Below are 20,879 nucleotides of genomic sequence, written 5' to 3' on the forward strand. Positions count from 1 at the left end.
TTTCAGAACCCCTCTTCCACCAGCTCCGCCGCCCGCAGCAGCGCCCGCGCCTTCACCTCGGTCTCTTTCCACTCCAGCTCGGGCACCGAATCGGCCACCACGCCCGCTGCGGCCTGCACATACAGCGTGTTGTCCTTGACGATGCCGGTGCGGATGGCGATGGCCACGTCCATGTCGCCGGCAAAGCTGAGGTAACCGCAGGCACCGCCGTAGATGCCACGCTTGACCGGCTCCAGCTCGTCGATGATCTCCATCGCGCGGATTTTGGGCGCGCCGGTCAGGGTGCCGGCGGGGAAGCTGGCCTTGAGCACGTCCAGGCTGGTCATGCCGTCCTTCAGCAGGCCCTCGACGTTGCTCACGATGTGCATCACGTGCGAGTAGCGCTCCACCACGAAGGCCTCGGTCACCTTCACGCTGCCGGTCTGCGCGATACGGCCGATGTCGTTGCGCGCCAGATCGATCAACATCAGGTGCTCGGCGCGCTCCTTGGGGTCGGCCAGCAGCTCGGCTTCCATCTGCTTGTCGAGCTCCGGCGTCGCGCCGCGTGGCCTGGTGCCGGCGATGGGCCGGATGGTGACCTTCTGGCCTTCGGCTGAGTTTTCCTGGCGCACCAGGATCTCCGGCGACGCACCCACGATCTGGAAGTCGCCCATGTCGTAGAAGTACATGTAGGGCGATGGATTGAGCGAGCGCAGCGCGCGGTACAGCGACAGCGGCGACTCGGTGTAGCGCTTCTTCAGGCGCTGGCCGATTTGCACCTGCATCATGTCGCCGGCCGCGATGTATTCCTTGCTCTTCAACACCGCCGCGATGTACGCGTCCTTGCTGAATTCACGCTCGACCGCATGCGAGGCGCCGCGTTTGACCGCCGGCGCGGTGACGCTGTACTTCAGCTTGTCGGTCAGCTCGGACAGCCGCTTCTTCGCCTTGAAAAAGGCTTCGGGCTGGGAGGGATCGGCGTAGACGATGAGGTAGAGCCGGCCCGACAGGTTGTCGATCACCGCCAGCTCTTCCGTCTGCAGCAGCAGGATGTCGGGTGTGTCGATGCCGCCGGCCTTTTGCGCCTTGGCGAGCTTGGGCTCGATGTAGCGCACGGTGTCGTAGCCGAAGTAGCCCGCCAGTCCGCCGCAGAAGCGCGGCATGCCCGGCCGAATCGCCACCTTGAAGCGCTGCTGGTAGGCGGCCACGAAGTCCAGCGGGTTGCCCTCGTGGATTTCCACCACCTCGCCGTCGGTCACCACCTCGGTGCGGAAACCATGGGTGCGCAGCAGGGTGCGGGCGGGCAGCCCGATGAAGGAGTAGCGGCCGAACCGTTCGCCACCCACCACCGATTCCAGCAGGAAGCCGTATTTCTGGCCGCCGGCCAGCTTGAGGTACAGGGACAGCGGGGTTTCGAGGTCGGCAAACGCTTCGGCGATGAGCGGAATGCGGTTGTGGCCTTCGGCGGCGAGGCTCTTGAATTCGAGTTCAGTGATCACTTGTCGGGTCTCCAGGCCGGGCATCGCGGGACGAGGGGCGATGCGCAGGCGGTGAACAAAGGGCCGCGCGGGGCGACCGTTGGAGCCGATCGACGTTCAGGCGGCGGGCGGAAGGCCCGCGCCGCGCCGGCGGCAAACTAGACCGAAGCTGGCCAGCGACGCCAGGGCCAGGCTCCCCGGTCGTGCGACCCTTTGGTCTGTTTGCGCGCTGTGAACATGATGCGGCGCAGTTTAGCAGCGGCCCGGGCGTCGGCCGACATGCAACAAAACGTGAAATGCTTGGCGGCGTCCGCTACAGCCCCGGGAACAGAATGCCGAAATCGGGCTCACAGGATCACACTCCGAGACGCATCGCCATGCCCATCTTTCGACGCACCCTCCTCCTGACCGCCACCGCCCTCGCTTTGTCCAGCCCCTGGCTCGCGCAGGCGCAGAGCACCGTGGAGGTGGGCGGGGTGAAGTACGAAACCACCGCCCAGGTGGGCAACGCCAAGCTTCAGCTCAACGGCGCGGGCGTGCGCTACAAGGCGATCTTCAAGGTCTACGCGGCGGGCCTGTACCTGCAGAACAAGGCCACCACGACCGAAGCGGTGATCGGCGCGCCCGGCCCGCGCCGCATGCACATCGTGATGCTGCGCGACATCGACGCCAACGAACTGGGCAAGCTCTTCACCCGCGGCATGCAGGACAACGCCACCAAGGAAGAGTTCGCGCGCTCGATCAACGGCACCATCAAGATGGGTGAGTTCTTCGCCACCCGCAAGCACCTGAATGCCGGCGACTACTTCACGGTGGACTACCTGCCCGGCACCGGCACCATCGTCACCGTGAATGGCAAGCAGCAGATGGAGACGGTGAAGGAGCCGGAATTCTTCAATGCGCTGATGCACATCTGGCTGGGCCGCCAACCGGCCGATGCGCAGCTGAAGGACGCGCTGCTGGGCAAGAGCGCTGCGGGCCGCCCCGAAACCTGATCAGGCCAGCCGCAGCTCGTCGAGCCGATCGACGTGGCCGTCGGCCGGCACGTCATGCACCGGCTCGCCATGGTTGTAGCCGTAGGTCACCAGCACCACCGGGCAGCCGGCCGCGTGCGCCGCGGCCGCGTCGTTGCGCGAGTCGCCCACCATCAGCGTCTGCGCCGGCACGCTGCCCAGGGCCTCGCAGGTCTTGAGCAGCGGCAGCGGATCCGGCTTCTTGCGCTCGAAGGCATCACCGCCGAACACCACGCTGAAAAAGTGCGCCAGGCCCTTGCGCCGCAGCAGCTCACGCGCAAAGGCGGTCGGCTTGTTGGTCAGGCAGGCCAGCGGCAGGCCGGCATCGCGCAGGCGCTCCAGGCCTGGCTCCACGCCGGCAAACACCTTGGAGTGCTCGCCGTTGATTGCCGCGTAATGGTGCTGGTAGCGCGCCCAGGCCTGCTGGAACACACCAGCGTCCGCACCCACGTGCGCGAGCGTCTGCTGGATCAGGTGCTCCGAGCCCTTGCCCACCGTCTGCTCGATGAATCGCCTTTGCACCGCGGGCAGGCCCAGGTCGGCCAGCATGCGGTTGAGCGCCACCTCGAAATCACCCAGCGTGTCGACCAGCGTGCCGTCGAGGTCGATGATGGCAGCGCGCAGGCCGGCGGCCGCAAAGTACAGAGTTTCCATGTGCCGCGCATGCTATCGTCCCCGCGCGGCCGCCCCTCCCTTGCGCCCCGATGAACGTCAAACCGCTTCTTGCCCTGTGGTGTGTTGCAGCGCTGGGCCTGGCCCAGGCGCAGCAATCCCCCACCCTGCGCAAGATCCGCGAGGCTGGCGTCATCACCATCGCCTACCGGGAATCCTCGGTGCCGTTTTCCTACCTCGACGATGCCCAGCGGCCGGTGGGCTACTCGATGGCCATCTGCGACCGCATCGTGGACGCGGTGAAGGCCCGGCTGCAGCTGCCCGACCTGGAGCGGCGCTACGTGGCGGTGACCTCGGCCACGCGCGTGCCGCTGGTGGCCAATGGCACGGTGGACCTGGAATGCGGGGTCACCACCAACAACGTGGAGCGCCAGCGCCAGGTGGCGTTCACCGTCACCACCTACGTGGCGGCGAGCCGGCTGGTCTCCAAGAAGACGGCGCCCATCGTGCGGCTGGAGGACATGCGCGGCAAGGTGGTCACCTCCACCGTGGGCACCACCAGCCTGCGCCACCTGCAGGAGCTGTACGCCAGCCGCGGCCTCACCATGACCATCCTGGCCGCGCGCGACGATCCGGATGCCTTTCGCCTGGTGGAAACCGACCGCGCCGCCGGCTATGCGATGGACGATGTGCTGCTGGCCGCCACGGTGGCGCGGTCACGCCAGCCGGGCGACTACCTGATCTCCGAGGACGCGCTCTCGGTGGAGCCCTACGGCATCATGCTGAGCAAGGAAGACCGCGCCTTCAAGCGCCTGGCCGACGACGCCATCGTGGCGCTGTTCAAGAGCGGCGACATCCACAAGCTCTACCGCCGCTGGTTCGAGTCGCCCATCCCGCCCAACGGCATCAACCTGTCGCTGCCGATGAGCGCCGCGATGCGCCGCGTGGTGGAGCATCCCACCGACTCGCCGGACCCGGCCACCTACCGCTGAAGCACCCGCTTCATTCGCCGCCGACGCGGTAGTCGTCGGCCGCGATGCCGTGGCGGGCCAGCTTGTCGTACAGCGTCTTGCGGCCAATGCCCAGCGCTTCGCAGGCCGCGCTCATGCGGCCGCGATGCTGCTTGAGCGCCTGCTCGATCAGCACCTTCTCCACCTGGTCCATCTGCTGCGGCAGGGTCAGCGGTGCGGCCGGGCTGGGTGTGAGCAGGTTCTCGCCGCTCAGACCCAGCACATAGCGTTCGGCGGCGTTGCGCAGCTCGCGCACATTGCCGGGCCAGTCGTGCGCCATCAGCTGCTGCGACATGCTGCCGTCCACCGGCAGGGGTTCGCGGCCGTGGCGGGCGGCGGCCTGCAGCATGAAATGCTCGAACAGCAGCGGGATGTCTTCGCGCCGCTCACGCAGGGCGGGCAGGCGCAGCACCGCCACGTTGAGCCGGTAGTACAGGTCGCTGCGGAACTTCTGCTGCTCGCTCAGGGCACGCAGGTCCACCTTGGTGGCCGCCACCACGCGCACGTCCACCGCAATCTCCTCGTTGGAGCCCAGGCGCTCCAGGCGCCGCTCCTGCAGCACCCGCAAGAGCTTGACCTGGAAGGTGAGCGGCATGCTTTCGATTTCGTCCAGCAGCAGGGTGCCGCCCTGGGCATGCTCGATCTTGCCGATGCGGCGCTTGGCGGCCGAGGTGAACGCCCCCATCTCGTGGCCGAACAGCTCGCTTTCCAGCAAGGTCTCCGGCAGGCCGCCGCAGTTGATGGCCACGAAGTGGCGGTCGCGCCGTGGGCTGTGGTCATGCAGGCAGCGCGCCACCAGTTCCTTGCCGGTGCCGGTTTCGCCGATCAGCATCACGTCGGCCGAGGTGGCGGCCAGCTGCTGCACTTGTGTTCGCAGCGTCTGCATCACCGCCGAGCGGCCGAGCAGGGTGGCCTCGATGCCGCGCTGCAGCGACAGCTGCCGGCGCAGCGCCTGCACTTCGGCGCTGAGCACGCGCTTTTCCATCGCGCGTGTGGTCACCTCCACCAGGCGGTCGGGCGCGAACGGCTTTTCAATGAAGTCGTAGGCGCCGGCGCGCATGGCCTGCACAGCCATGTTCACGTCGCCATGCGCGGTGATCAGGATCACCGGGATGGTGGCATCGCGCTGCAGCACCCGCTGCAGCAGCTCGGTGCCCAGCATCTGCGGCAGCCGCACGTCCGTGACCACCACGCCAGCGAAGCCCGGCTGCACCTCGCGCAGGGCCTGCTCGGCCGACTCGAAGGCCATCACCTCGAAGCCGGCGAGCTCCAGCGTCTGCGCCAGGCTGTGGCGCACCGGCGGGTCGTCGTCGATCAGCGCGACCTTGAATCCGTCAAACATGGCTCTCCTCTGGCGACGTCGAACTCGAACACGGCACCCGACGACGTGGGCACGCTGCGCAGCTGGCCGCCGAATTCACGCACGATATGCGACGAGATCACCAGGCCCAGCCCCAGGCCTTCGCCCGGCGGCTTGGTGGTGAAAAACGGCTCGAACAGGCGCTCGTTCAGCGCCGGCGGAATGCCCGGGCCGCTGTCGGCCACCCGCACGACCACCCGCTCGCCCGAGGCCGCGGCGGTGATGGTGAGCCGGCGCTGCTCGCTGGCGCGCATGGCGTCGGCCGCATTGGCCATCAGGTTCACCAGCACCTGCTCCAGCCGGTGGCCGTCGCACTCCACTTCCAGGTCCTCGGCCACGTCGACCTGCAGGCTCACGCGCTCGCTGCGCAGGCGGGTGGCCAGCAGCTGCTGGGCATTGGCAATCGCTTCACGCAAGGGCAGCGATCGGCTGGTGGCGGGCGCCTTGCGCGCAAAGGACTTCAGCTGCGACGTGATGCGGCCCATGCGCTCGGCCAGGCCGGTGATGAACTCGAAGTTCTGCCCAGCCTGCTGCGGCCGCCCACGCTCCAGCAGCAGGCGGCCGTTTTCGGCCAGGGCGCGCAAGGCGGTGAGGGGCTGCCCCAGCTCATGCGAGATGCCGGCTGAGAGCTGGCCCAGCAGCGCCAGCTTGCCGGCCTGCACCAGCTCCTCCTGCGCCTGGCGCAGCACCTGCTCCGCATGCTGGCGCTCCAGCACCTCGTGGCGCAGCTCGGCATTGGACGCTTCGAGTTCGGCGGTGCGCTGTCGCACCTTGGCTTCCAGCTCCTCGTTGGCGCGCTGCAGGGCGGCACGCGCGGCCAGCTTCTGCGCCACCACACGGCGGCGCTGCCACAGCACCATTGCCACCAGACCGAGGCAAGCCACAGCCGCCGCTGCACTCCAGGCCGCCGCGCGTGCATCGCGCCATACGTCGCCGGCGCTGGACAGCACCAGCAGGCGCCAGCCAAAACGCGCCAGCGGCCGCTCATGCACCACCCGCAGGCCCGGCACGTCGGCGGCGGACTGGCGCATGCGCACCAGCTCGCCGCCATGTGCGAGCGCACGCTGCGGCACGGTGAGCGAGGCCAGCGGCTGCAGCTTCCAGGCGGGGACCGAGGACATGATCACCATGCCCTGCGCATCCACCACCAATGGCTTTTCGCTTTCGGGCCGGAAAGCGGAGTCCACCCAGGTGGCCTCGATCGGCTCCAGGCTGATGCGCACCAGCACCGCGCCCAGCGTGGCGCCGTTGCGGCTGAGCGGCCGGGCGAAACACACTTCGGGCGCGCCGCTGGCCGGGTCGGGCGCGAAGCGGCGCGATTCCTCGCCGGCCAGGGCCTCGCCCACGCAGGGTTCGTTGGCCAGCAGGTGGTCCACCTGGGTGTCGGGGCGGAACCAGTCGCTGCTCGCGACCACGCGGCCGCGGCTGTCCACCACGCTGGCCGACAGCGCACCGGCACGCGCGACGAAGCGGGTGAGGCGCCGGTTGACCGTGTCGCGCTGGGCGGCCGCGTCCGGTGCGGCCAGCAGGGTGGCGATCTCGCCGTCGGCGTCGATCAGCGCCGGCAGGTCGGCCTGCTTGCCGAGCTCGACATCCAGCACCGCGGCATACAGGTCGAGCTGGTGCGCCGCCGCATCGGCCAGGCGGGCGAATTCGCGCCGCTCGCTCCAGTCGAAGGCCAGCGCAGCGGCCAGCGCCATCAAGGCCAGCAGCGCCAGCGCGCTCAACAACGGCACGGCGCGGCGGAGCAACTGCAGGCGCTTGGAATCCAAAACCGTCCTTCCTTCCAGCATGCCATCTTCGGCCAGGAGCCGCGCGAAGGTCAATGCAGGCTTTGGCGTGTGCGGCGATCCACACATCGGCTGGCCGCACTTGTGCGGAACCCCACACACCGCGGAGCAGGGTCCGCCCGGCGGGCTCAGGGTAAACGCCTGCTGGCACAAGGGCTGCATGAAAAAGCCCTCCGGCGGTATGGGACCGTCAGCTCCTGACCCATGACCATGCAACTCATCGCCTCACAACGTGTTTCGCGCAGCAGCCCCGACAAGATCGACACCCGCATCCTTCACGCGCTGCGGCGTGACGGGCGCATCTCCAACCTGAAGCTCGCCGAGCAGGTGCACCTGTCGCCCACCGCGGTGGTGGAACGGGTCAAGCGCCTCAAGCGCGATGGCTACATCCTCGGCTACCAGGCGCGCCTGAACCCGGACAAGCTGGGCATGGGCGTGGCCGCGTTCGTGGAGGTGATGCTGGACCGCACCTCGGCCGACGTGATGGAGCGCTTTCGCACCGCCGTGCAGCAGCGCCCCGAGATCCTGGAATGCCACCTCATCGCCGGCAGCTTCGACTACCTGCTGAAGGTGCGGGTGGCCGACATGCAGGCCTACCAGGAGCTGGTGACCTCGGTGATCCGAGAACTGCCCGGCGTGCGGGAGACCCGCACCTACACCGTGATGGAACAGGTCAAGCATGGCAACGCCATCGTTTTCTGACGCGCCCGTGGACCCGATCGACGCGCAGTTGCTGCGCCTGCTGCAGGAGGACGGCCGCATGAGCACCACGCGGCTGGCCGAAAGCGTGGGCCTGGCCCCGGCCACCGTGCACGAACGCGTGGCCCGCCTGAAGCGTGAAGGTTTCATCCTCGGATACGAGGCCGTGCTCAATTCGGCCAAGCTCAGCAGCGGGATGCTGGTGTTTGCCGAAGTGCGCGTGGCCGACTCGCCGCCGGGCGTGGGCCATGCGCTGAAGGCCGCGGTGCGCGCCTGCACGGAAGTGGTGGAGTGCCATGAAGTCACCGGCAATTTCGACTACCTGATCAAGACCCGCGTGGCCGACATGCATGGCTACCGCGACTTCGTGGCCTCGGTGGTCTGGACGCTGCCCGGCGTGAAGGATGTGCGCGCCTACGCGGTGATCGACGAGGTGAAGAACACCGCGCGCATCCCGCTGTAGCGGCGCCTGCGTATTTGTAGTGCGGGCGGCGGCGAAGAACTCCCGCTTTGCCGCCCGCCAAAGCGCACAAGGCAGGCGCGCGGCACGGCCAAAACCGAGTGTCCCGAATGCGCTTTGCCGCAACACTGCCGCCGCGGTGGCGCTCCGGATCGCGATTCATCCGGAGGGAGGCGCGGGGGCGCCACGCGATTCTTCACAACCACCACGAGAGAGACACACCCATGAAGCGACTTTCGTTGAAGCTTTGCGCGGCCGCCGCCCTGGCCTTCTGCGCCACCCTGCCCGCCCAGGCCCAGTCCAGCGTCACCGTCTACGGGCGGCTCAACCTCACCGCCGAACGCCAGAAGGTCGGCGACGTGTCGCGCAGCGTGCTGCAGAACAACTCCTCGCGCATCGGCTTCAAGGGCACGGAGGACCTGGGCGACGGCATGTTCGCCGGCTTCCAGCTGGAGCACGGCTTCAGCGCCGACACCGGCGCGCAGACGCAGACCAACTTCTGGGCTCGCCAGAGCGAAGTGAATCTCGGCACCAAGCAGCTGGGCACCGTGCGCCTGGGCAACTTCACGAGCGAGGCGTACTACGCCACGGCCGACTACGTGAGCATGCACAACCACGACACCGGCACCTCGTCGGATGCGTTCTATGCCTATGTGGGCCGCAACACCAACAAGGTGTCGTACCGCACGCCGACGCTGGGCGGCTTTGTCGCGGAAGCGGGCGTGAGCGCCGGTGAGGGTGCGGGCGAGCGAAGCTACGACCTGGCCGCCAACTGGGACGGCGGCCCGCTGCACCTGGGCGCCGGCTACGAGAAGAACGGCGACGCCAACCAGTTCGCCGTGCGCGCGCTGTACGAGCTGGGCGCCTTCACCTTGGGCGGTTACGTGCAACGCGACGAGAACGCCTATGCCGCCGGCAAGCGCACCACCGTGCGCCTGGCCGGCATGTACGCCTTCGGCAACAACGAGCTGCACCTCAACGTGGGCCGTGCCGGCGACTACAGCGGCGTGGCCGGCGACAGCTCGGCCAACCAGTACACGCTAGGCTTCAATCACAAGCTGAGCAAGCGCACCAAGGTCTACGGTTTCTGGACCAAGGTGGCCGACAACGGCACGATCTACGGCGACTTCAGCTCGTTCGCCGTCGGCGTGCGCCACAACTTCTGATCTTGACGATTGACCCGTCTTGCATCCAGGAGGTGCAGGAGCTTTGTGGGGTGCGCATGGCGCACCCCTTTTTTGTGGGCGTGCCGCGGCGCCCGCTCGCTCAGCCGGCCAGCTGCTGCCGCATCGCGGCAATCACCTTGGCGTAGTCCGGCTGGTTGAAGATGGCGCTGCCGGCCACGAAGGTGTCGGCGCCCGCATCGGCCACCTGGCGGATGTTGTCCACCTTGATGCCGCCGTCCACCTCCAGGCGGATGTCGCGCCCGCTGGCGTCGATCAGCTTGCGCACACGCTCGATCTTGCGCAGCGCCGCCGGAATGAAGCTCTGGCCGCCGAAGCCGGGGTTGACGCTCATGATGAGCACCAGGTCCACCTTGTCGATCACCCACTCCAGCACGTCGATGGGCGCGGCCGGGTTGAACACCAGCCCGGCCTTGCAACCTTCGGCCTTGATCAGCTGCAGTGTGCGGTCCACGTGGGTGGATGCATCGGGATGGAAGCTGACCAGGTCGGCGCCGGCCTTGGCAAACGCCTGCGCCAGCGCATCCACCGGCTGCACCATCAGGTGCACGTCGATCGGCGTGCGGCTGCCGTCGGCCTTGACCGCATGCTTTCGCAGCGCCTCGCACACCATCGGCCCGAAGGTCAGGTTGGGCACGTAGTGGTTGTCCATCACGTCGAAGTGGATCCAGTCGGCGCCGGCCGCGATGACGTTGCGCACCTCCTCGCCCAGGCGGGCGAAATCGGCGGACAGGATGCTGGGAGCGATGCGGTAGGTGGGCATGGGCGGCGGCGCCGGAGCGCGAAAGGGGCGAACGCTTGGAAACAAGCGATTTTAGGTGGCGGGTCTTTCGCGCTTCCTAGAATGCGCGCCATGCCACGCCCCGAATTCACATGCGCCGTGCAGGTGCAGCCGCTGCCCGAGCAGTCCGACGAGAAGGCGGGCGTGCACGCCTATGCCTACACCATCACCATCCAGAACACCGGCGACGTCACCGCGCAACTGATCGGCCGGCACTGGGTGATCACCGACGGTGAAGGCAAGGTGGAGGAGGTGCGCGGCCTCGCGGTGGTGGGCCACCAGCCGCTGCTCAAACCCGGCGAAAGCTTTGAATACACCAGCTGGACCCGGCTGGAAACGCCGCAGGGCACCATGCGCGGCACTTACTTCTGCATGACCGAAGACGCCCACCCCTTCGAGGCGCAGGTGCCGGAGTTCATGCTGGCCGCCCGCGCCGCCCTGCATTGAGCGGCAGCGACTTCACGGCTCGGGAGGTCGGTGGCTCTTGCGCTCGCCCCCGCGCCGGCCGGCGAACATGGTCCACCAGACGATGAGGATCAGCACCGCCAGGGCGCCGAAGGCTTCCAACAGAATCAGCCACATGAGCTTGTTGTCCATCCGTGCGCCGGCGGGCGCGGCCGGCGCATTGATTCTAGGCAGCGCACTCGCCCTGCTGGCCGCTTGTGCCAGCGACCCGGGGCCACGCACCCCACCGCCGATCGAAGACCGGCTGCCTGGCAAGCCGGGCGCTGCCACTGCCCCCGTGGCGCCGCCCGCTGAAGGCGTGGCGCGCGGCCGTGGCCGCTGGGTGCCCAGCAGCTACGCCGAGCTGCCCGGCTGGACCGCCGACAGCGTGCGCGACACCTGGACCGCGCTGCTGCGCAGCTGCGACAAACCGGCACCCGGCTTTGTCGCCTTCTGCGAGCAGGCCCGCCACGCGCCGGCCGCGGACGACAGCTTCCTGCGCGAATGGCTGATGCAGCGGCTGCAGCCCTACCGCATCGAGAGCGCCGAGGGCCAGGCCGAGGGCCTGATCACCGGCTACTTCGAGCCGCTGGTGGACGCGGCGCGCAAGCCGCAGGGCAGCTTCCGCATTCCACTGCATGCCGCGCCCGCCGACCTGGCCACGCGCAAGCCCTACTGGACACGCCAGCAGCTGGATTCGCTGCCCGCCGCGCAAGCCGCGCTGCGCGGGCGCGAGATCGCCTGGCTGAACGATCCACTGGACCTGCTGGTGCTGCAGATCCAGGGCTCCGGCCGGCTACGGTTTGCCGACGGCGGACGCACGGAGGTGGTGCGGGTGGCGTATGCCGGCCACAACGACCAACCCTACAAGTCGGTGGGCCGCTGGCTGATCGACCAGGGCGAACTGCGTGCGGACCATGCGTCCTGGCCCGCAATCCGTGAGTGGGCCCGGCGCAACCCGAGGCGGGTGAACGAACTGCTGTGGGCGAACCCGCGGGTGGTGTTCTTCCGCGAGGAGCCGCTGCCCGACCCGCAACTGGGCCCACGCGGTGCGCAAGGCGTGCCGCTCACACCGGGGCGCTCGATTGCGGTCGACCCGCAGAGCGTTCCCTATGGCACGCCGGTGTGGATTGCCACCACCGAGCCGCTGTCGGCCACGCCGCTGCAGCGCCTGGTGGTGGCGCAAGACACCGGCAGCGCGATCGTGGGCGCGGTGCGGGCGGACTACTTCTGGGGTTGGGGCGACGAGGCGGAGAACCAGGCCGGCCGCATGAAACAGCCGCTGCGCATGTGGGCGCTGTGGCCGGTCATGTCGGCCCCCGGCCGCTGAATACAGCGTCCGCCCCCCGCGGGGGCCCGGGCCGAGCTTGAGGCGGCCCGGCGCCGCCTCGCAGATCGCTACCGATTACACGGTGGCCATGCCGCCATCCACCAGCACGTTCTCGCCCAGCATGTAGGACGAATCGTCGCTGGCGAGGAAAAGCACCGCCTTGGCCACTTCGCTGGCCTGGCCGAAGCGCGCCATCGGCACCTTGCCCTGGATGGAAGCGGCCCATTCGTCCACCGCGGCTTGCGGCAAACCCATCTTGCCGAAGATCGGCGTTTCGATCGGGCCCGGGCTCACCACGTTGACGCGGATGCCTTGCGGCGACAGCTCGGCCGACAAGGTGCGCGCCAGCGAGCGCACCGCCGCCTTGGTGGCGGCGTACACCGACATGCCGGCCGTGCCCAGCTCGGCCACCGTGCTGGCGGTGAGCACGATGCTCGCGGGCTTGCGCAGGATGGGCAGCAGCTTCTGCACGGTGTAGATCACCCCCTTCACGTTCACGTTGAACTGCTGGTCGATGTGGGCCTCGTCCACGTCGGCGAGCGGCCGCGGATGGGCGATGCCGGCGTTCGCGAACACGATGTCCAGGCCACCGAACTCGGCCTGCAGGCGCTTGGCCACGTCGGCCATGTCGGCAGCGGAGCTGGCGTCGGCGCGCAGGCCGAGGGTGCCGTGGCCCAGCGCGGCGGCGGCTTCGGCCACCCGCTCGGCGCTCTGGCCGGTGATGGCGACGCGCGCGCCCTCCTGGATGAACAGTTCTGCCGTGGCCCGGCCGATGCCGGTGGTGCCGCCGGTGATGAGGGCGGTCTTGCCTTCGAGTCGTCGCATGGAAATTCTCCTGAGGGGTTGAGGTGGTGGCGGCGCATTTCTGTACCGCTCGGTATTTAATGTACCGGTCGGTATAGAATCTTGTCAACGGACACCCGGAAAGAAGCCATGAACGCAGAAAGGGGACGGCCCCGCAGCTTCGATATGGACACCGCGCTGGAGCAGGCCACGCAGGTGTTCTGGCGCCTGGGCTTCCAGGGCGCGTCGATGGCCGAGCTCACCGCGGCCACGGGCTTGAGCAAGCCGAGCCTGTATGCCGCGTTCGGCGACAAGGAGTCGCTGTACCTGCAGTGCCTGAACCGCTACGTGGCGCGCCAGGTGGAGCTGCAGGTGGACCTGCTCGAACAGGAAGCGGATGCCCGCGCGGCGGTCGAGCACTTCATGCGCACCATGGCCGCGATGCAGGCCGACCCCAAGCTGCCCGGCGGCTGCTTCGTCGTCACCGGCACGGCAGACTGCGGCAGCCCCGGCACGCCCGCGGCGGTGGAAGCCGCCTTGCGCAATGCGCTGGGCGGGGGTGTCGCGCGAATGCAGAAGCGCCTGGAGCGGGCCGACCCCCAGACCGAGCTGCCGCCCGGGATGGACGCGCACCAGCTCGCCACCCTGTTCGGCGCGGTGCTCACCGGCATGGCGGTCATGTCCAAAGGCGGCGCCGACCGCACGCGGCTGGAGGGCGTGGTCGATGCCGCGATGGCGGTGTGGCCACCAGCGCCGAAACGCCCGCGCCGCCGCGCCGCTACGGCAGGCTGACGCGCATCTGCAGCAGGCGACGCTGGCTGGCGGCCACGTCGCGCGTGGACAAGGCGCCGCGCTCCATGGCACGCCCCTGGTCCACGCTTTCGGCCACGCTCACCCATTCGTTCAAGGGCAGTTGCACGGTGGTGAACACGCCACCGTTGGTGCTGCCGATGTCGCCCCGCGCAGCGCGGCTGTCCTGGTGTGCCACCTCCACCGTCACCGGTGCCGGGCCTCCGGGCCAGCGCGGCCGCAGCTCGAAGGCCGTGCCGGCCTCCATCAAGCCCTGGCGCAGCAGCGCGGCCGGCCCGCGCGGCGTGGTCGCCACCTCCAGCCATTGCACCGGCAGCGACTGCGTGAGGCGCATGCCGGCCCGCCCGCCATTGAGCACGGTCACACGCTGCACCTGGTCGGCTTCGCTGCGCTGATCGCCCGCACGCAGCACCACGCTGCCGCGCGCATCCACAGTGCCGTTCGTGCCCACCACCACCCCACCGCCGGCGGACAGGTCCTGCCCGCTGCGCTGCTGCGACGTCACCCAGCGCAGTTCCACCGCCAGGTTGCGCTGCGGCAGCGCTGCCTCGGCCGCAAAGACGGCTGGCGTGGCACAAGCGAGCACCCAGCCCATGAGCCACTGTTTCATGGGAGGTCCTTGGTCACCGCCGGCGTGGTGCGCCACAGGCTTCGCCAGCGCGGCCAGAACACATTGGTCGCCAGCCCCGCCAGCACCAGCGCCGCCGCGCCCAGCTTCCAGCCGGGCAGGCTTTCACCCAGCCAGAAGGCGGACGCCGCCATGCCGAACACCGGCACCAGCAGCGCCATCGGCGACACCGTGGCGGCCGGGTGGCGCGCCAGCAGCCAGGCCCAGGCCGCATAACCGAAAAGCGTGTTGCCCACCGACTGCCACAACACTGCCGCCCAGGTGGCCATGCTGGCCTGCTGCAGCCCGTGCAGCATGGACGCCGGACCCTCGAACACCAAGGACAGCAGCAGCAAGGGTGGCACCGAGAACAGGCTGGCCCACACCACATAAGCCAGCATGTTCACGCCGACCGCGCGGCGCGCCACCAGGTTGCCGGCGGCCCAGCTGAGCGCGGCCAGCAGCACCAGCACCAGCCCGAGCACCGAGGTGTCCGCATCGGTGTGGGCGGCAATGACCGCGATGCCGGCCACCGCCAACACCAGCGCGGCCCACTGGAACGATTGAAGCCGCTCATGACTGATCCGCATCGACAGGCCGATGGTGAAGAACACCTGCGTCTGCACCACCAGCGAAGCGAGCCCGGGCGAGATGTGGCCATGCATCGCCAGGTACAGCAGGCCGAACTGGCCGGCACCGATGAGCACCCCATAGGCCGCCAGCTCGCGCCAGGGCACCGCCGGCCGCCGCAGGAACAGCACCGCCGGCAGCACCGCGAACACGAAGCGCAGGGTGGCGAACAGCAGCGGCGGCAATTGCGCCAGCCCGAGCTTGATGACGACGAAGTTGCTGCCCCACACGGCGACCACGGCCAGGGCGAGCAGCAGGTGGCGAAGCGGCATGGCGGCGTTCATCGCCGCCACGGTAACAGGGCGCGCTCAGGGCCGCTTGAGGTGCCCCAGCGGCAGGGCGGCGCCGGCCTTCACCTCGCCGAGCGAAAAGCTGGTGTGGATGTCCTTCACGTTGGGCAGCTTGAACAAGGTGTCCATGGACCAGCGCGAATAGGCGTCGAGGTCGGTGCACATCACCTGCAGCTCGAAGGTGCCGGCACCGCTGATGTAGTGGCAGGCGATCACCTCGGGCAGCGAGCGGATCGCCGCTTCCAGCGCGCGGGTGGCTTCGGCGTTGTTGCGCTCGGCGTCCACCCGCACGAAGGCCAGCACGCCCAGGCCGATCTTGCGGCGGTCCAGCTCGGCGCGGTAGCCGGTGATGTAACCCTGCTCCTCCAGCCACTTCACCCGGCGCCAGGTGGGCGCGGTGGACAGGCCGATGCGGTTGGCCAGCTCGGCATTGGACAGTCGGGCGTCGCGCTGCAGCTCCGCCAGGATGGCGACGTCGTAGCGGTCCAGCCCGCTGCCATGCCGCTCGGTGCCCGGCTCGGAGCTGGTGGTTTTCCCTGAATTCGCACTTCGCGATGACATCGTTTCGTCCCGGCGCCTGATCAGCCGCGATTATTGCTCCGGAGGCCGGCACATCGGCAAACAACGAAACCACGTGGCCGGCGGGAATCTATAGACTGTGCAGCCTAGCTTCACGCGCCGGAACACCCATGAACGCACCCCTGCCCGAGTCCATCCGCAAAGCCCTGGAATCGGTGACGCTGGACGACAAGTACGCGCTCGAATCCGGCCGCGCCTTCATGAGCGGCGTGCAGGCGCTGGTGCGGCTGCCGATGCTGCAGCGCAAGCGCGATGCGATGGCCGGGTTGAACACCGCCGGCTTCATCAGCGGCTACCGTGGCTCCCCGCTGGGCACCTACGACCAGGCGCTGTGGCAGGCCAAGAAGCACCTGGCCGCACAGAACATCGTGTTCCAGCCCGGCGTGAACGAGGAGCTGGGCGCCACCGCGGTGTGGGGCACGCAGCAGCTGGACCTCTACCCCGAAAAGAACAAGTTCGACGGCGTGTTCGGCATCTGGTACGGCAAGGGCCCGGGCGTGGACCGCTGCTCCGACGTGTTCAAGCACGCCAACATGGCCGGCACCGCGAAACACGGCGGCGTGATCGCCATTGCCGGCGACGACCACATCGCCAAGAGCTCCACCGCCGCCCACCAGAGCGACCACATCTTCAAGGCCTGCGGCCTGCCGGTGTTCTTTCCGTCCAGCGTGCAGGACATCCTGGACATGGGCCTGCACGCCATCGCCATGAGCCGCTTCTCCGGCCTGTGGTCGGGCATGAAGACGATCCAGGAGGTGGTGGAGTCGGCGTCCTCGATCTCGGTGGACCCGGACCGGGTGAACATCGTCACGCCGGACGACTTCATCATGCCGCCTGGCGGCCTGCACATCCGCTGGCCCGACGCGCCGCTGGAGCAGGAAGCGCGGCTGATGGACTACAAGTGGTACGCGGCGCTGGCCTATGTGCGCGCCAACAAGCTGAACCACAACGTCATCGACGGCCCGCACGACCGCTTCGGCATCATTGCCAGCGGCAAGAGCTTCAACGACACCCGCCAGGCGCTGCACGACCTGGGCCTGGACGACGACACCTGCCGCACGCTGGGCATCCGCCTGCACAAGGTGAACGTCGTGTGGCCGCTGGAAGCCACCATCGCACGCGACTTCGCGCTCGGGCTGCAGGAGATCCTGGTGGTCGAGGAGAAGCGCCAGGTCATCGAGTACCAGCTGAAGGAGCAGCTCTACGGCTGGCGCCCGGACGTGCGCCCCAACGTGCTGGGCAAGTTCGACGAGCAGGAAGGCGACGCTTCGGGCGGCGAATGGGCGCTGCCCAACCCGAGCGAGAACTGGCTGCTGCGGCCCAAGGCCGACCTCACGCCGGCCATCATCGCCAAGGCGATCGCCAAGCGGCTGAAGAAGCTGGGCGTGCCGGCCGACATCGCCGCCCGCATGGAGGCGCGCATCGCCGTCATCGAGGCCAAGGAACGCAGCCTGATCGAGGTGAACACCGCCGGCGCCGACCGCACGCCCTGGTTCTGCTCCGGCTGCCCGCACAACACCAGCACGCGCGTGCCCGAAGGCTCGCGTGCGGTGGCCGGCATCGGCTGCCACTACATGGTGAACTGGATGCCCGGCCGCCACACCAGCACCTTCACCCAGATGGGCGGCGAGGGCGTGCCATGGGTGGGCCAGGCGCCGTTCACCAGCGAGAACCACATCTTCGCCAACCTGGGTGACGGCACCTACTTCCACAGCGGCCTGCTCGCCATCCGCCAGAGCATCGCGGCCGGCGTGAACATCACCTACAAGATCCTCTACAACGACGCCGTGGCCATGACCGGCGGCCAGCAGGTGGGCGAGCGGCCCGAGGGCCACAGCGTGCTGCAGATCATGCAGAGCCTGAAGGCCGAAGGCGTGAGCGCGCTGTGCATCGTGACCGACGAGCCACAGAAGTACCAGGGCGTGGCGCTGATCCCGGGCGTGACCGTGCACCACCGCGATGAGCTCGACACCCTCCAGCGCCAGTACCGCGAGCTCAAGGGCACCACGGCCATCATCTACGACCAGACCTGCGCCACCGAGAAGCGGCGTCGCCGCAAGCGCGGCAAGATGGTGGACCCGGCCAAGCGCGTGGTGATCAACGAGCTGGTGTGCGAAGGCTGCGGCGACTGCTCGGTGCAGAGCAACTGCATGAGCGTGGAGCCGGTGGAGACCGAGTTCGGCCGCAAGCGCCAGATCAACCAGAACAGCTGCAACAAGGACTACTCCTGCGTGAAGGGCTTCTGCCCCAGCTTCGTCACGGTCGAAGGCGGGCAGCTGAAGAAGCCCAAGAAGGACAGGAAGCTCAACCCCTTCGAGATGGCGCCCATCCCCGAGCCGAGCCTGCCGCTGGCCGAGGAAGCCTGGGGCATCGTGGTGGCCGGCGTCGGCGGCACCGGCGTCATCACCATCGGCCAGCTGCTGGGCATGGCGGCGCACCTGGAAGGCAAGGGCGTGGTCACGCAGGACGCGGCCGGCCTGGCACAAAAGGGCGGCGCGACCTGGAGCCACATCCAGATCGCCAACCGGGCCGACGCCATCCATACCACCAAGGTGGACACGGCCAAGGCGGACCTCGTGATCGCCTGCGACGAGATCGTCGCGGCCAACAAGGCCACGCTGGCGGTGATGCACCCCGAGCGCACCTACGTGGCGCTGAACTCGCACAAGTCGCCCACCGCCTCGTTCGTGATCAACCCGAACTGGCAGTACCCAGGCAACGCCTGCGAAACCGCCATCGGCTCCGGTGCCGCGGGCGTGGGCAGCGTGGATGCCGACGAGCTGGCCACCAAGCTGCTGGGCGACTCCATCTACGCCAACCCGCTGATGCTGGGCTATGCCTGGCAGCAAGGCCGCGTGCCGCTGAGCCACGCCGCGCTGATGCGCGCGATCGAGTTGAACGGCGTGCAAATCGATGCCAACAAGGCCGCCTTCGAATGGGGCCGTCGTGCGGCGCATGACCTGGCTGCGGTGCAGGCCCTGTACCAGGCGAACAGCGTGATCCAGCTGGTGAAAAAGCCCTCGCTGGACGAGATGATCGCCAAGCGCGTGGCCTTCCTCACCGACTACCAGGACGCCGATTACGCGTCGCAGTACCAGGCCTTCGTGGAGAAGGTGCGCTCGGCCGAGACGCCGCTCAACAGCAGGAAGCTCACCGAGGCGGTGGCACGCTACCTGTTCAAGCTGATGGCCTACAAGGACGAGTACGAGGTGGCCCGCCTGCACAGCGACACCGGCTTCGCCGAGAAAATCGCGGCCCAGTTCGAAGGCGACTACAAGATCAACTTCCACCTGGCGCCGCCGCTGCTGGCCAAGACCAACGACAAGGGCGAGCTGGTCAAGCGCCAATACGGGCCTTGGATGCTCAAGGCGTTCGGCGTGCTGGCGAAGATGAAGGGCCTGCGCGGCACTGCCTTCGACGTCTTCGGCCGCACCGAGGAGCGCAGGACCGAACGCGCGCTGATCGCCGAGTACCGGGCTTCGATCGAGGAGCTTCTCACCGGCCTGGATGCAGCCAACCTGTCGCTCGCGGTGGAGATCGCCCGCATCCCTGAAGACATCCGGGGTTACGGCCACGTGAAGGCACGCCACCTGGCCAGCGCGCGGCCGAAGTGGCAGCAGCTGATGGTGCAGTGGCGCTCCGGCGCGGTGCAACAGGCGGCTTGAGCGGGCACTTCTTCCGGTGAACAACGGCGGCTTCGGCCGCCGTTGTCTTTGGGCCGCGGAAGCTTTTGCTTGCACGGCACCTTGAACCGCGCGGCACATTGCCGGCATTCACCCGGGCCGGCGCCGGGTCGACCTTTCACCGCGTTTGAATCGTGAAGTGAACAGCGGTGAACCGTTGTGCACGGTGGCCGGCCGAGACTCGCCCCACTGCAGCGCAAGCATCCTCCCATGACCGACACGCCCGTCCAGCGCTATTCCACCGTGGCCATCGCCTTCCACTGGCTGCTGGCGCTGATGATCGTCGCTTCGTTCTGTTTCGGCCTGTACATGGCCGACCTGCCGTTCTCGCCGCGCCGCCTCAAGCTCTACAACTGGCACAAGTGGGCGGGGGTCACCATCCTGGCGCTGTCGGCTCTGCGCCTGCTGTGGCGCCTGTTCCACCGGCCGCCGGCTGACCTGCCGATGCCGGCATGGCAGCGCCAGGCGGCACATGTGACCCATTGGGGCCTGTACCTGTTGTTCTTCGCGGTGCCGCTGGTGGGCTGGGCCTATTCCTCGGCGGCCGGTTTCCCGATCGTGCTGTACGGCGTGTTGCCGCTGCCTGATTTCGTGTCGCCCGACAAGGCGCTGGCCGACGCCATCAAGCCCTGGCATGGCCGGCTGGCCTGGCTGCTGGCGGTGCTGGTGCTGATGCACGTGGCCGCGGCGCTGAAACACCACTTCGTCGACCGCGACGGCCTGCTGGACCGCATGCGTCCCGGCCGGGCCTGAGTTCGTAGGTCCGTCTTTACACCTTCATCGATCGCCATGAAACCACTGCTGTTCGCCGCCCTCGCCGTCGCCCTGAGCGCCCCCGCCTTCGCCGAGCAGAAACTGCTGCCCGCGCAGAGCGAGGTGGCCTTCACCAGCCGCCAGATGGGCGTGCCGGTGGACGGCAAGTTCCGCACCTTCAACGCCCAGGTGGCGTTCGACCCCAAGAAGCCCGAGGCCGCCAAGATCGGCATCACCATCGACCTGGCGAGCGTGTCGCTGGGCGCGCCGGAAAGCGAAGCCGAGCTGGTGAAGCAGCCCTGGTTCGATACCAAGAAGTTCCCGCAGGCCAGCTTCCAGTCCACCAGCGTCAAGGCCACCGGCGCGGGCAAGTTCGACGTGGCCGGCAAGCTGGCCATCAAGGGCAACGCCCGTGATGTGGTAGTGCCGGTGACGCTGGCGCAGGCTGGCGGCGTCACCACCGCCAGCGGCACCTTCGTGCTCAAGCGGCTGGACTTCAAGATCGGCGAAGGCGAATGGGCGGACACGTCCATGGTCGCCAACGACGTGCAGGTGAAGTTCAAGCTCGCGCTCAGCGGCGTGGGCCCCCTGTGACGGCCCTGTG

General features: G+C 68.4%; 21 protein-coding genes. 11 read left to right on the forward strand and 10 right to left on the reverse strand.

Features of this window, described 5'->3' with window-relative positions:
• Nucleotides 1-2: 2 nt before the first annotated feature.
• Nucleotides 3-1,478: an anthranilate synthase component I gene (gene trpE, locus VPH43_RS14870; protein ID WP_328578496.1), complete on the reverse strand. Its 1,476-nt coding sequence runs from the start codon at nt 1,476-1,478 to the stop codon at nt 3-5.
• 356 nt (nt 1,479-1,834) lie between these two features.
• Between trpE and VPH43_RS14875 the strand changes: the two genes are divergently transcribed.
• Nucleotides 1,835-2,452: a chalcone isomerase family protein gene (locus VPH43_RS14875; protein WP_328578497.1), complete on the forward strand. Its 618-nt coding sequence runs from the start codon at nt 1,835-1,837 to the stop codon at nt 2,450-2,452.
• Here the strand turns inward: VPH43_RS14875 and VPH43_RS14880 are convergent, their stop codons facing one another.
• Nucleotides 2,453-3,124, reverse strand: coding sequence for a phosphoglycolate phosphatase (locus VPH43_RS14880; RefSeq protein WP_328578498.1), 672 nt, complete (start codon nt 3,122-3,124; stop codon nt 2,453-2,455).
• 50 nt (nt 3,125-3,174) lie between these two features.
• Between VPH43_RS14880 and VPH43_RS14885 the strand changes: the two genes are divergently transcribed.
• The gene (locus VPH43_RS14885; RefSeq protein WP_328578499.1) at nt 3,175-4,074 is read left to right on the forward strand and encodes an amino acid ABC transporter substrate-binding protein; all 900 of its coding nucleotides are present in this window, start codon (nt 3,175-3,177) and stop codon (nt 4,072-4,074) included.
• A 10-nt stretch (nt 4,075-4,084) separates the two neighbouring features.
• On the opposite strand, the gene VPH43_RS14890 is transcribed toward VPH43_RS14885, so the two are convergent.
• Together VPH43_RS14890 and VPH43_RS14895 are read right to left on the reverse strand one after the other, a co-directional pair.
• Nucleotides 4,085-5,434 (reverse strand): sigma-54-dependent transcriptional regulator, encoded by a 1,350-nt coding sequence (locus VPH43_RS14890; protein ID WP_328578500.1) that lies wholly within the window; start codon nt 5,432-5,434, stop codon nt 4,085-4,087.
• Complete coding sequence (locus tag VPH43_RS14895; protein ID WP_328578501.1) at nt 5,407-7,224, reverse strand: sensor histidine kinase; 1,818 nt, start codon at nt 7,222-7,224, stop codon at nt 5,407-5,409. Before VPH43_RS14895 ends, VPH43_RS14890 begins: the two co-directional genes overlap by 28 nt.
• A gap of 222 nt (nt 7,225-7,446) precedes the next feature.
• Here VPH43_RS14895 and VPH43_RS14900 point away from each other — a divergent pair, with 222 nt between their 5' ends.
• The 3 genes from VPH43_RS14900 (at nt 7,447) to VPH43_RS14910 (ending at nt 9,567) form a co-directional block, all read left to right on the forward strand.
• Nucleotides 7,447-7,944, forward strand: coding sequence for an Lrp/AsnC ligand binding domain-containing protein (locus VPH43_RS14900; RefSeq protein ID WP_442909292.1), 498 nt, complete (start codon nt 7,447-7,449; stop codon nt 7,942-7,944).
• Nucleotides 7,922-8,404, forward strand: a complete 483-nt coding sequence (locus VPH43_RS14905; protein ID WP_328578502.1) for an Lrp/AsnC ligand binding domain-containing protein — start codon at nt 7,922-7,924, stop codon at nt 8,402-8,404. Before VPH43_RS14900 ends, VPH43_RS14905 begins: the two co-directional genes overlap by 23 nt.
• Nucleotides 8,405-8,625: 221 nt before the next feature.
• Nucleotides 8,626-9,567 (forward strand): porin, encoded by a 942-nt coding sequence (locus VPH43_RS14910; RefSeq protein WP_328578503.1) that lies wholly within the window; start codon nt 8,626-8,628, stop codon nt 9,565-9,567.
• A 100-nt stretch (nt 9,568-9,667) separates the two neighbouring features.
• Here the strand turns inward: VPH43_RS14910 and rpe are convergent, their stop codons facing one another.
• A complete protein-coding gene (gene rpe, locus VPH43_RS14915) occupies nt 9,668-10,348 on the reverse strand; it encodes a ribulose-phosphate 3-epimerase (RefSeq protein ID WP_328578504.1) in 681 nt (226 codons plus the stop codon).
• 90 nt (nt 10,349-10,438) lie between these two features.
• Here rpe and apaG point away from each other — a divergent pair, with 90 nt between their 5' ends.
• Entirely contained in the window at nt 10,439-10,813 is a 375-nt protein-coding gene (gene apaG / locus VPH43_RS14920) for a Co2+/Mg2+ efflux protein ApaG (RefSeq protein ID WP_328578505.1), read from the forward strand.
• 12 nt (nt 10,814-10,825) lie between these two features.
• On the opposite strand, the gene VPH43_RS14925 is transcribed toward apaG, so the two are convergent.
• Nucleotides 10,826-10,948, reverse strand: coding sequence for a hypothetical protein (locus VPH43_RS14925; protein ID WP_328578506.1), 123 nt, complete (start codon nt 10,946-10,948; stop codon nt 10,826-10,828).
• On the opposite strand from VPH43_RS14925, the gene mltA reads away from it, so the two are divergent.
• Nucleotides 10,947-12,140: a murein transglycosylase A gene (gene mltA, locus VPH43_RS14930; RefSeq protein WP_328578507.1), complete on the forward strand. Its 1,194-nt coding sequence runs from the start codon at nt 10,947-10,949 to the stop codon at nt 12,138-12,140. The genes VPH43_RS14925 and mltA overlap by 2 nt on opposite strands.
• A gap of 75 nt (nt 12,141-12,215) precedes the next feature.
• On the opposite strand, the gene VPH43_RS14935 is transcribed toward mltA, so the two are convergent.
• The gene (locus VPH43_RS14935) at nt 12,216-12,965 is read right to left on the reverse strand and encodes an SDR family oxidoreductase (RefSeq protein ID WP_328578508.1); all 750 of its coding nucleotides are present in this window, start codon (nt 12,963-12,965) and stop codon (nt 12,216-12,218) included.
• Between the two features lie 108 nt (nt 12,966-13,073).
• Here VPH43_RS14935 and VPH43_RS14940 point away from each other — a divergent pair, with 108 nt between their 5' ends.
• The gene (locus tag VPH43_RS14940) at nt 13,074-13,715 is read left to right on the forward strand and encodes a TetR/AcrR family transcriptional regulator (RefSeq protein ID WP_328578509.1); all 642 of its coding nucleotides are present in this window, start codon (nt 13,074-13,076) and stop codon (nt 13,713-13,715) included.
• On the opposite strand, the gene VPH43_RS14945 is transcribed toward VPH43_RS14940, so the two are convergent.
• The 3 genes from VPH43_RS14945 to VPH43_RS14955 are packed head-to-tail and all read right to left on the reverse strand — an operon-like array spanning nt 13,702 to nt 15,821.
• Nucleotides 13,702-14,343, reverse strand: a complete 642-nt coding sequence (locus tag VPH43_RS14945; RefSeq protein ID WP_328578510.1) for a hypothetical protein — start codon at nt 14,341-14,343, stop codon at nt 13,702-13,704. The genes VPH43_RS14940 and VPH43_RS14945 overlap by 14 nt on opposite strands.
• A complete protein-coding gene (locus VPH43_RS14950) occupies nt 14,340-15,242 on the reverse strand; it encodes an EamA family transporter (RefSeq protein WP_328578511.1) in 903 nt (300 codons plus the stop codon). The genes VPH43_RS14945 and VPH43_RS14950 overlap by 4 nt, the downstream gene beginning before the upstream one ends.
• A 36-nt stretch (nt 15,243-15,278) precedes the next feature.
• On the reverse strand, nt 15,279-15,821 hold the full coding sequence (locus VPH43_RS14955; protein WP_328578512.1) for an Lrp/AsnC family transcriptional regulator: 543 nt from the start codon (nt 15,819-15,821) through the stop codon (nt 15,279-15,281).
• A 128-nt stretch (nt 15,822-15,949) separates the two neighbouring features.
• Here VPH43_RS14955 and VPH43_RS14960 point away from each other — a divergent pair, with 128 nt between their 5' ends.
• From VPH43_RS14960 to VPH43_RS14970, 3 genes are all read left to right on the forward strand, one after another.
• Entirely contained in the window at nt 15,950-19,504 is a 3,555-nt protein-coding gene (locus VPH43_RS14960) for an indolepyruvate ferredoxin oxidoreductase family protein (protein ID WP_328578513.1), read from the forward strand.
• A gap of 228 nt (nt 19,505-19,732) precedes the next feature.
• Nucleotides 19,733-20,275, forward strand: coding sequence for a cytochrome b (locus tag VPH43_RS14965; RefSeq protein ID WP_328578514.1), 543 nt, complete (start codon nt 19,733-19,735; stop codon nt 20,273-20,275).
• A 36-nt stretch (nt 20,276-20,311) separates the two neighbouring features.
• Complete coding sequence (locus VPH43_RS14970; RefSeq protein WP_328578515.1) at nt 20,312-20,869, forward strand: YceI family protein; 558 nt, start codon at nt 20,312-20,314, stop codon at nt 20,867-20,869.
• Nucleotides 20,870-20,879 lie beyond the last annotated feature (10 nt).

Source organism: Ideonella sp. BN130291, assembly GCF_036231905.1.
Lineage (GTDB): Bacteria > Pseudomonadota > Gammaproteobacteria > Burkholderiales > Burkholderiaceae_C > CAMLIZ01.

Bases quoted from the DNA above. Each gene is read 5' to 3' on its own strand.
- apaG (WP_328578505.1), top strand. From the start codon at position 10,439: ATGCCACGCCCCGAATTCACATGCGCCGTGCAGGTGCAGCCGCTGCCC.
- VPH43_RS14925 (WP_328578506.1), bottom strand. From the start codon at position 10,948: ATGTGGCTGATTCTGTTGGAAGCCTTCGGCGCCCTGGCGGTGCTGATC.
- VPH43_RS14965 (WP_328578514.1), top strand. From the start codon at position 19,733: ATGACCGACACGCCCGTCCAGCGCTATTCCACCGTGGCCATCGCCTTC.
- VPH43_RS14890 (WP_328578500.1), bottom strand. From the start codon at position 5,434: ATGTTTGACGGATTCAAGGTCGCGCTGATCGACGACGACCCGCCGGTG.
- VPH43_RS14880 (WP_328578498.1), bottom strand. From the start codon at position 3,124: ATGGAAACTCTGTACTTTGCGGCCGCCGGCCTGCGCGCTGCCATCATC.
- VPH43_RS14955 (WP_328578512.1), bottom strand. From the start codon at position 15,821: ATGTCATCGCGAAGTGCGAATTCAGGGAAAACCACCAGCTCCGAGCCG.
- VPH43_RS14970 (WP_328578515.1), top strand. From the start codon at position 20,312: ATGAAACCACTGCTGTTCGCCGCCCTCGCCGTCGCCCTGAGCGCCCCC.
- VPH43_RS14945 (WP_328578510.1), bottom strand. From the start codon at position 14,343: ATGAAACAGTGGCTCATGGGCTGGGTGCTCGCTTGTGCCACGCCAGCC.
- VPH43_RS14900 (WP_442909292.1), top strand. From the start codon at position 7,447: ATGACCATGCAACTCATCGCCTCACAACGTGTTTCGCGCAGCAGCCCC.
- VPH43_RS14935 (WP_328578508.1), bottom strand. From the start codon at position 12,965: ATGCGACGACTCGAAGGCAAGACCGCCCTCATCACCGGCGGCACCACC.
- VPH43_RS14910 (WP_328578503.1), top strand. From the start codon at position 8,626: ATGAAGCGACTTTCGTTGAAGCTTTGCGCGGCCGCCGCCCTGGCCTTC.
- VPH43_RS14950 (WP_328578511.1), bottom strand. From the start codon at position 15,242: ATGCCGCTTCGCCACCTGCTGCTCGCCCTGGCCGTGGTCGCCGTGTGG.
- VPH43_RS14960 (WP_328578513.1), top strand. From the start codon at position 15,950: ATGAACGCACCCCTGCCCGAGTCCATCCGCAAAGCCCTGGAATCGGTG.
- rpe (WP_328578504.1), bottom strand. From the start codon at position 10,348: ATGCCCACCTACCGCATCGCTCCCAGCATCCTGTCCGCCGATTTCGCC.
- mltA (WP_328578507.1), top strand. From the start codon at position 10,947: ATGAGCTTGTTGTCCATCCGTGCGCCGGCGGGCGCGGCCGGCGCATTG.
- VPH43_RS14940 (WP_328578509.1), top strand. From the start codon at position 13,074: ATGAACGCAGAAAGGGGACGGCCCCGCAGCTTCGATATGGACACCGCG.
- VPH43_RS14875 (WP_328578497.1), top strand. From the start codon at position 1,835: ATGCCCATCTTTCGACGCACCCTCCTCCTGACCGCCACCGCCCTCGCT.
- VPH43_RS14885 (WP_328578499.1), top strand. From the start codon at position 3,175: ATGAACGTCAAACCGCTTCTTGCCCTGTGGTGTGTTGCAGCGCTGGGC.
- VPH43_RS14905 (WP_328578502.1), top strand. From the start codon at position 7,922: ATGGCAACGCCATCGTTTTCTGACGCGCCCGTGGACCCGATCGACGCG.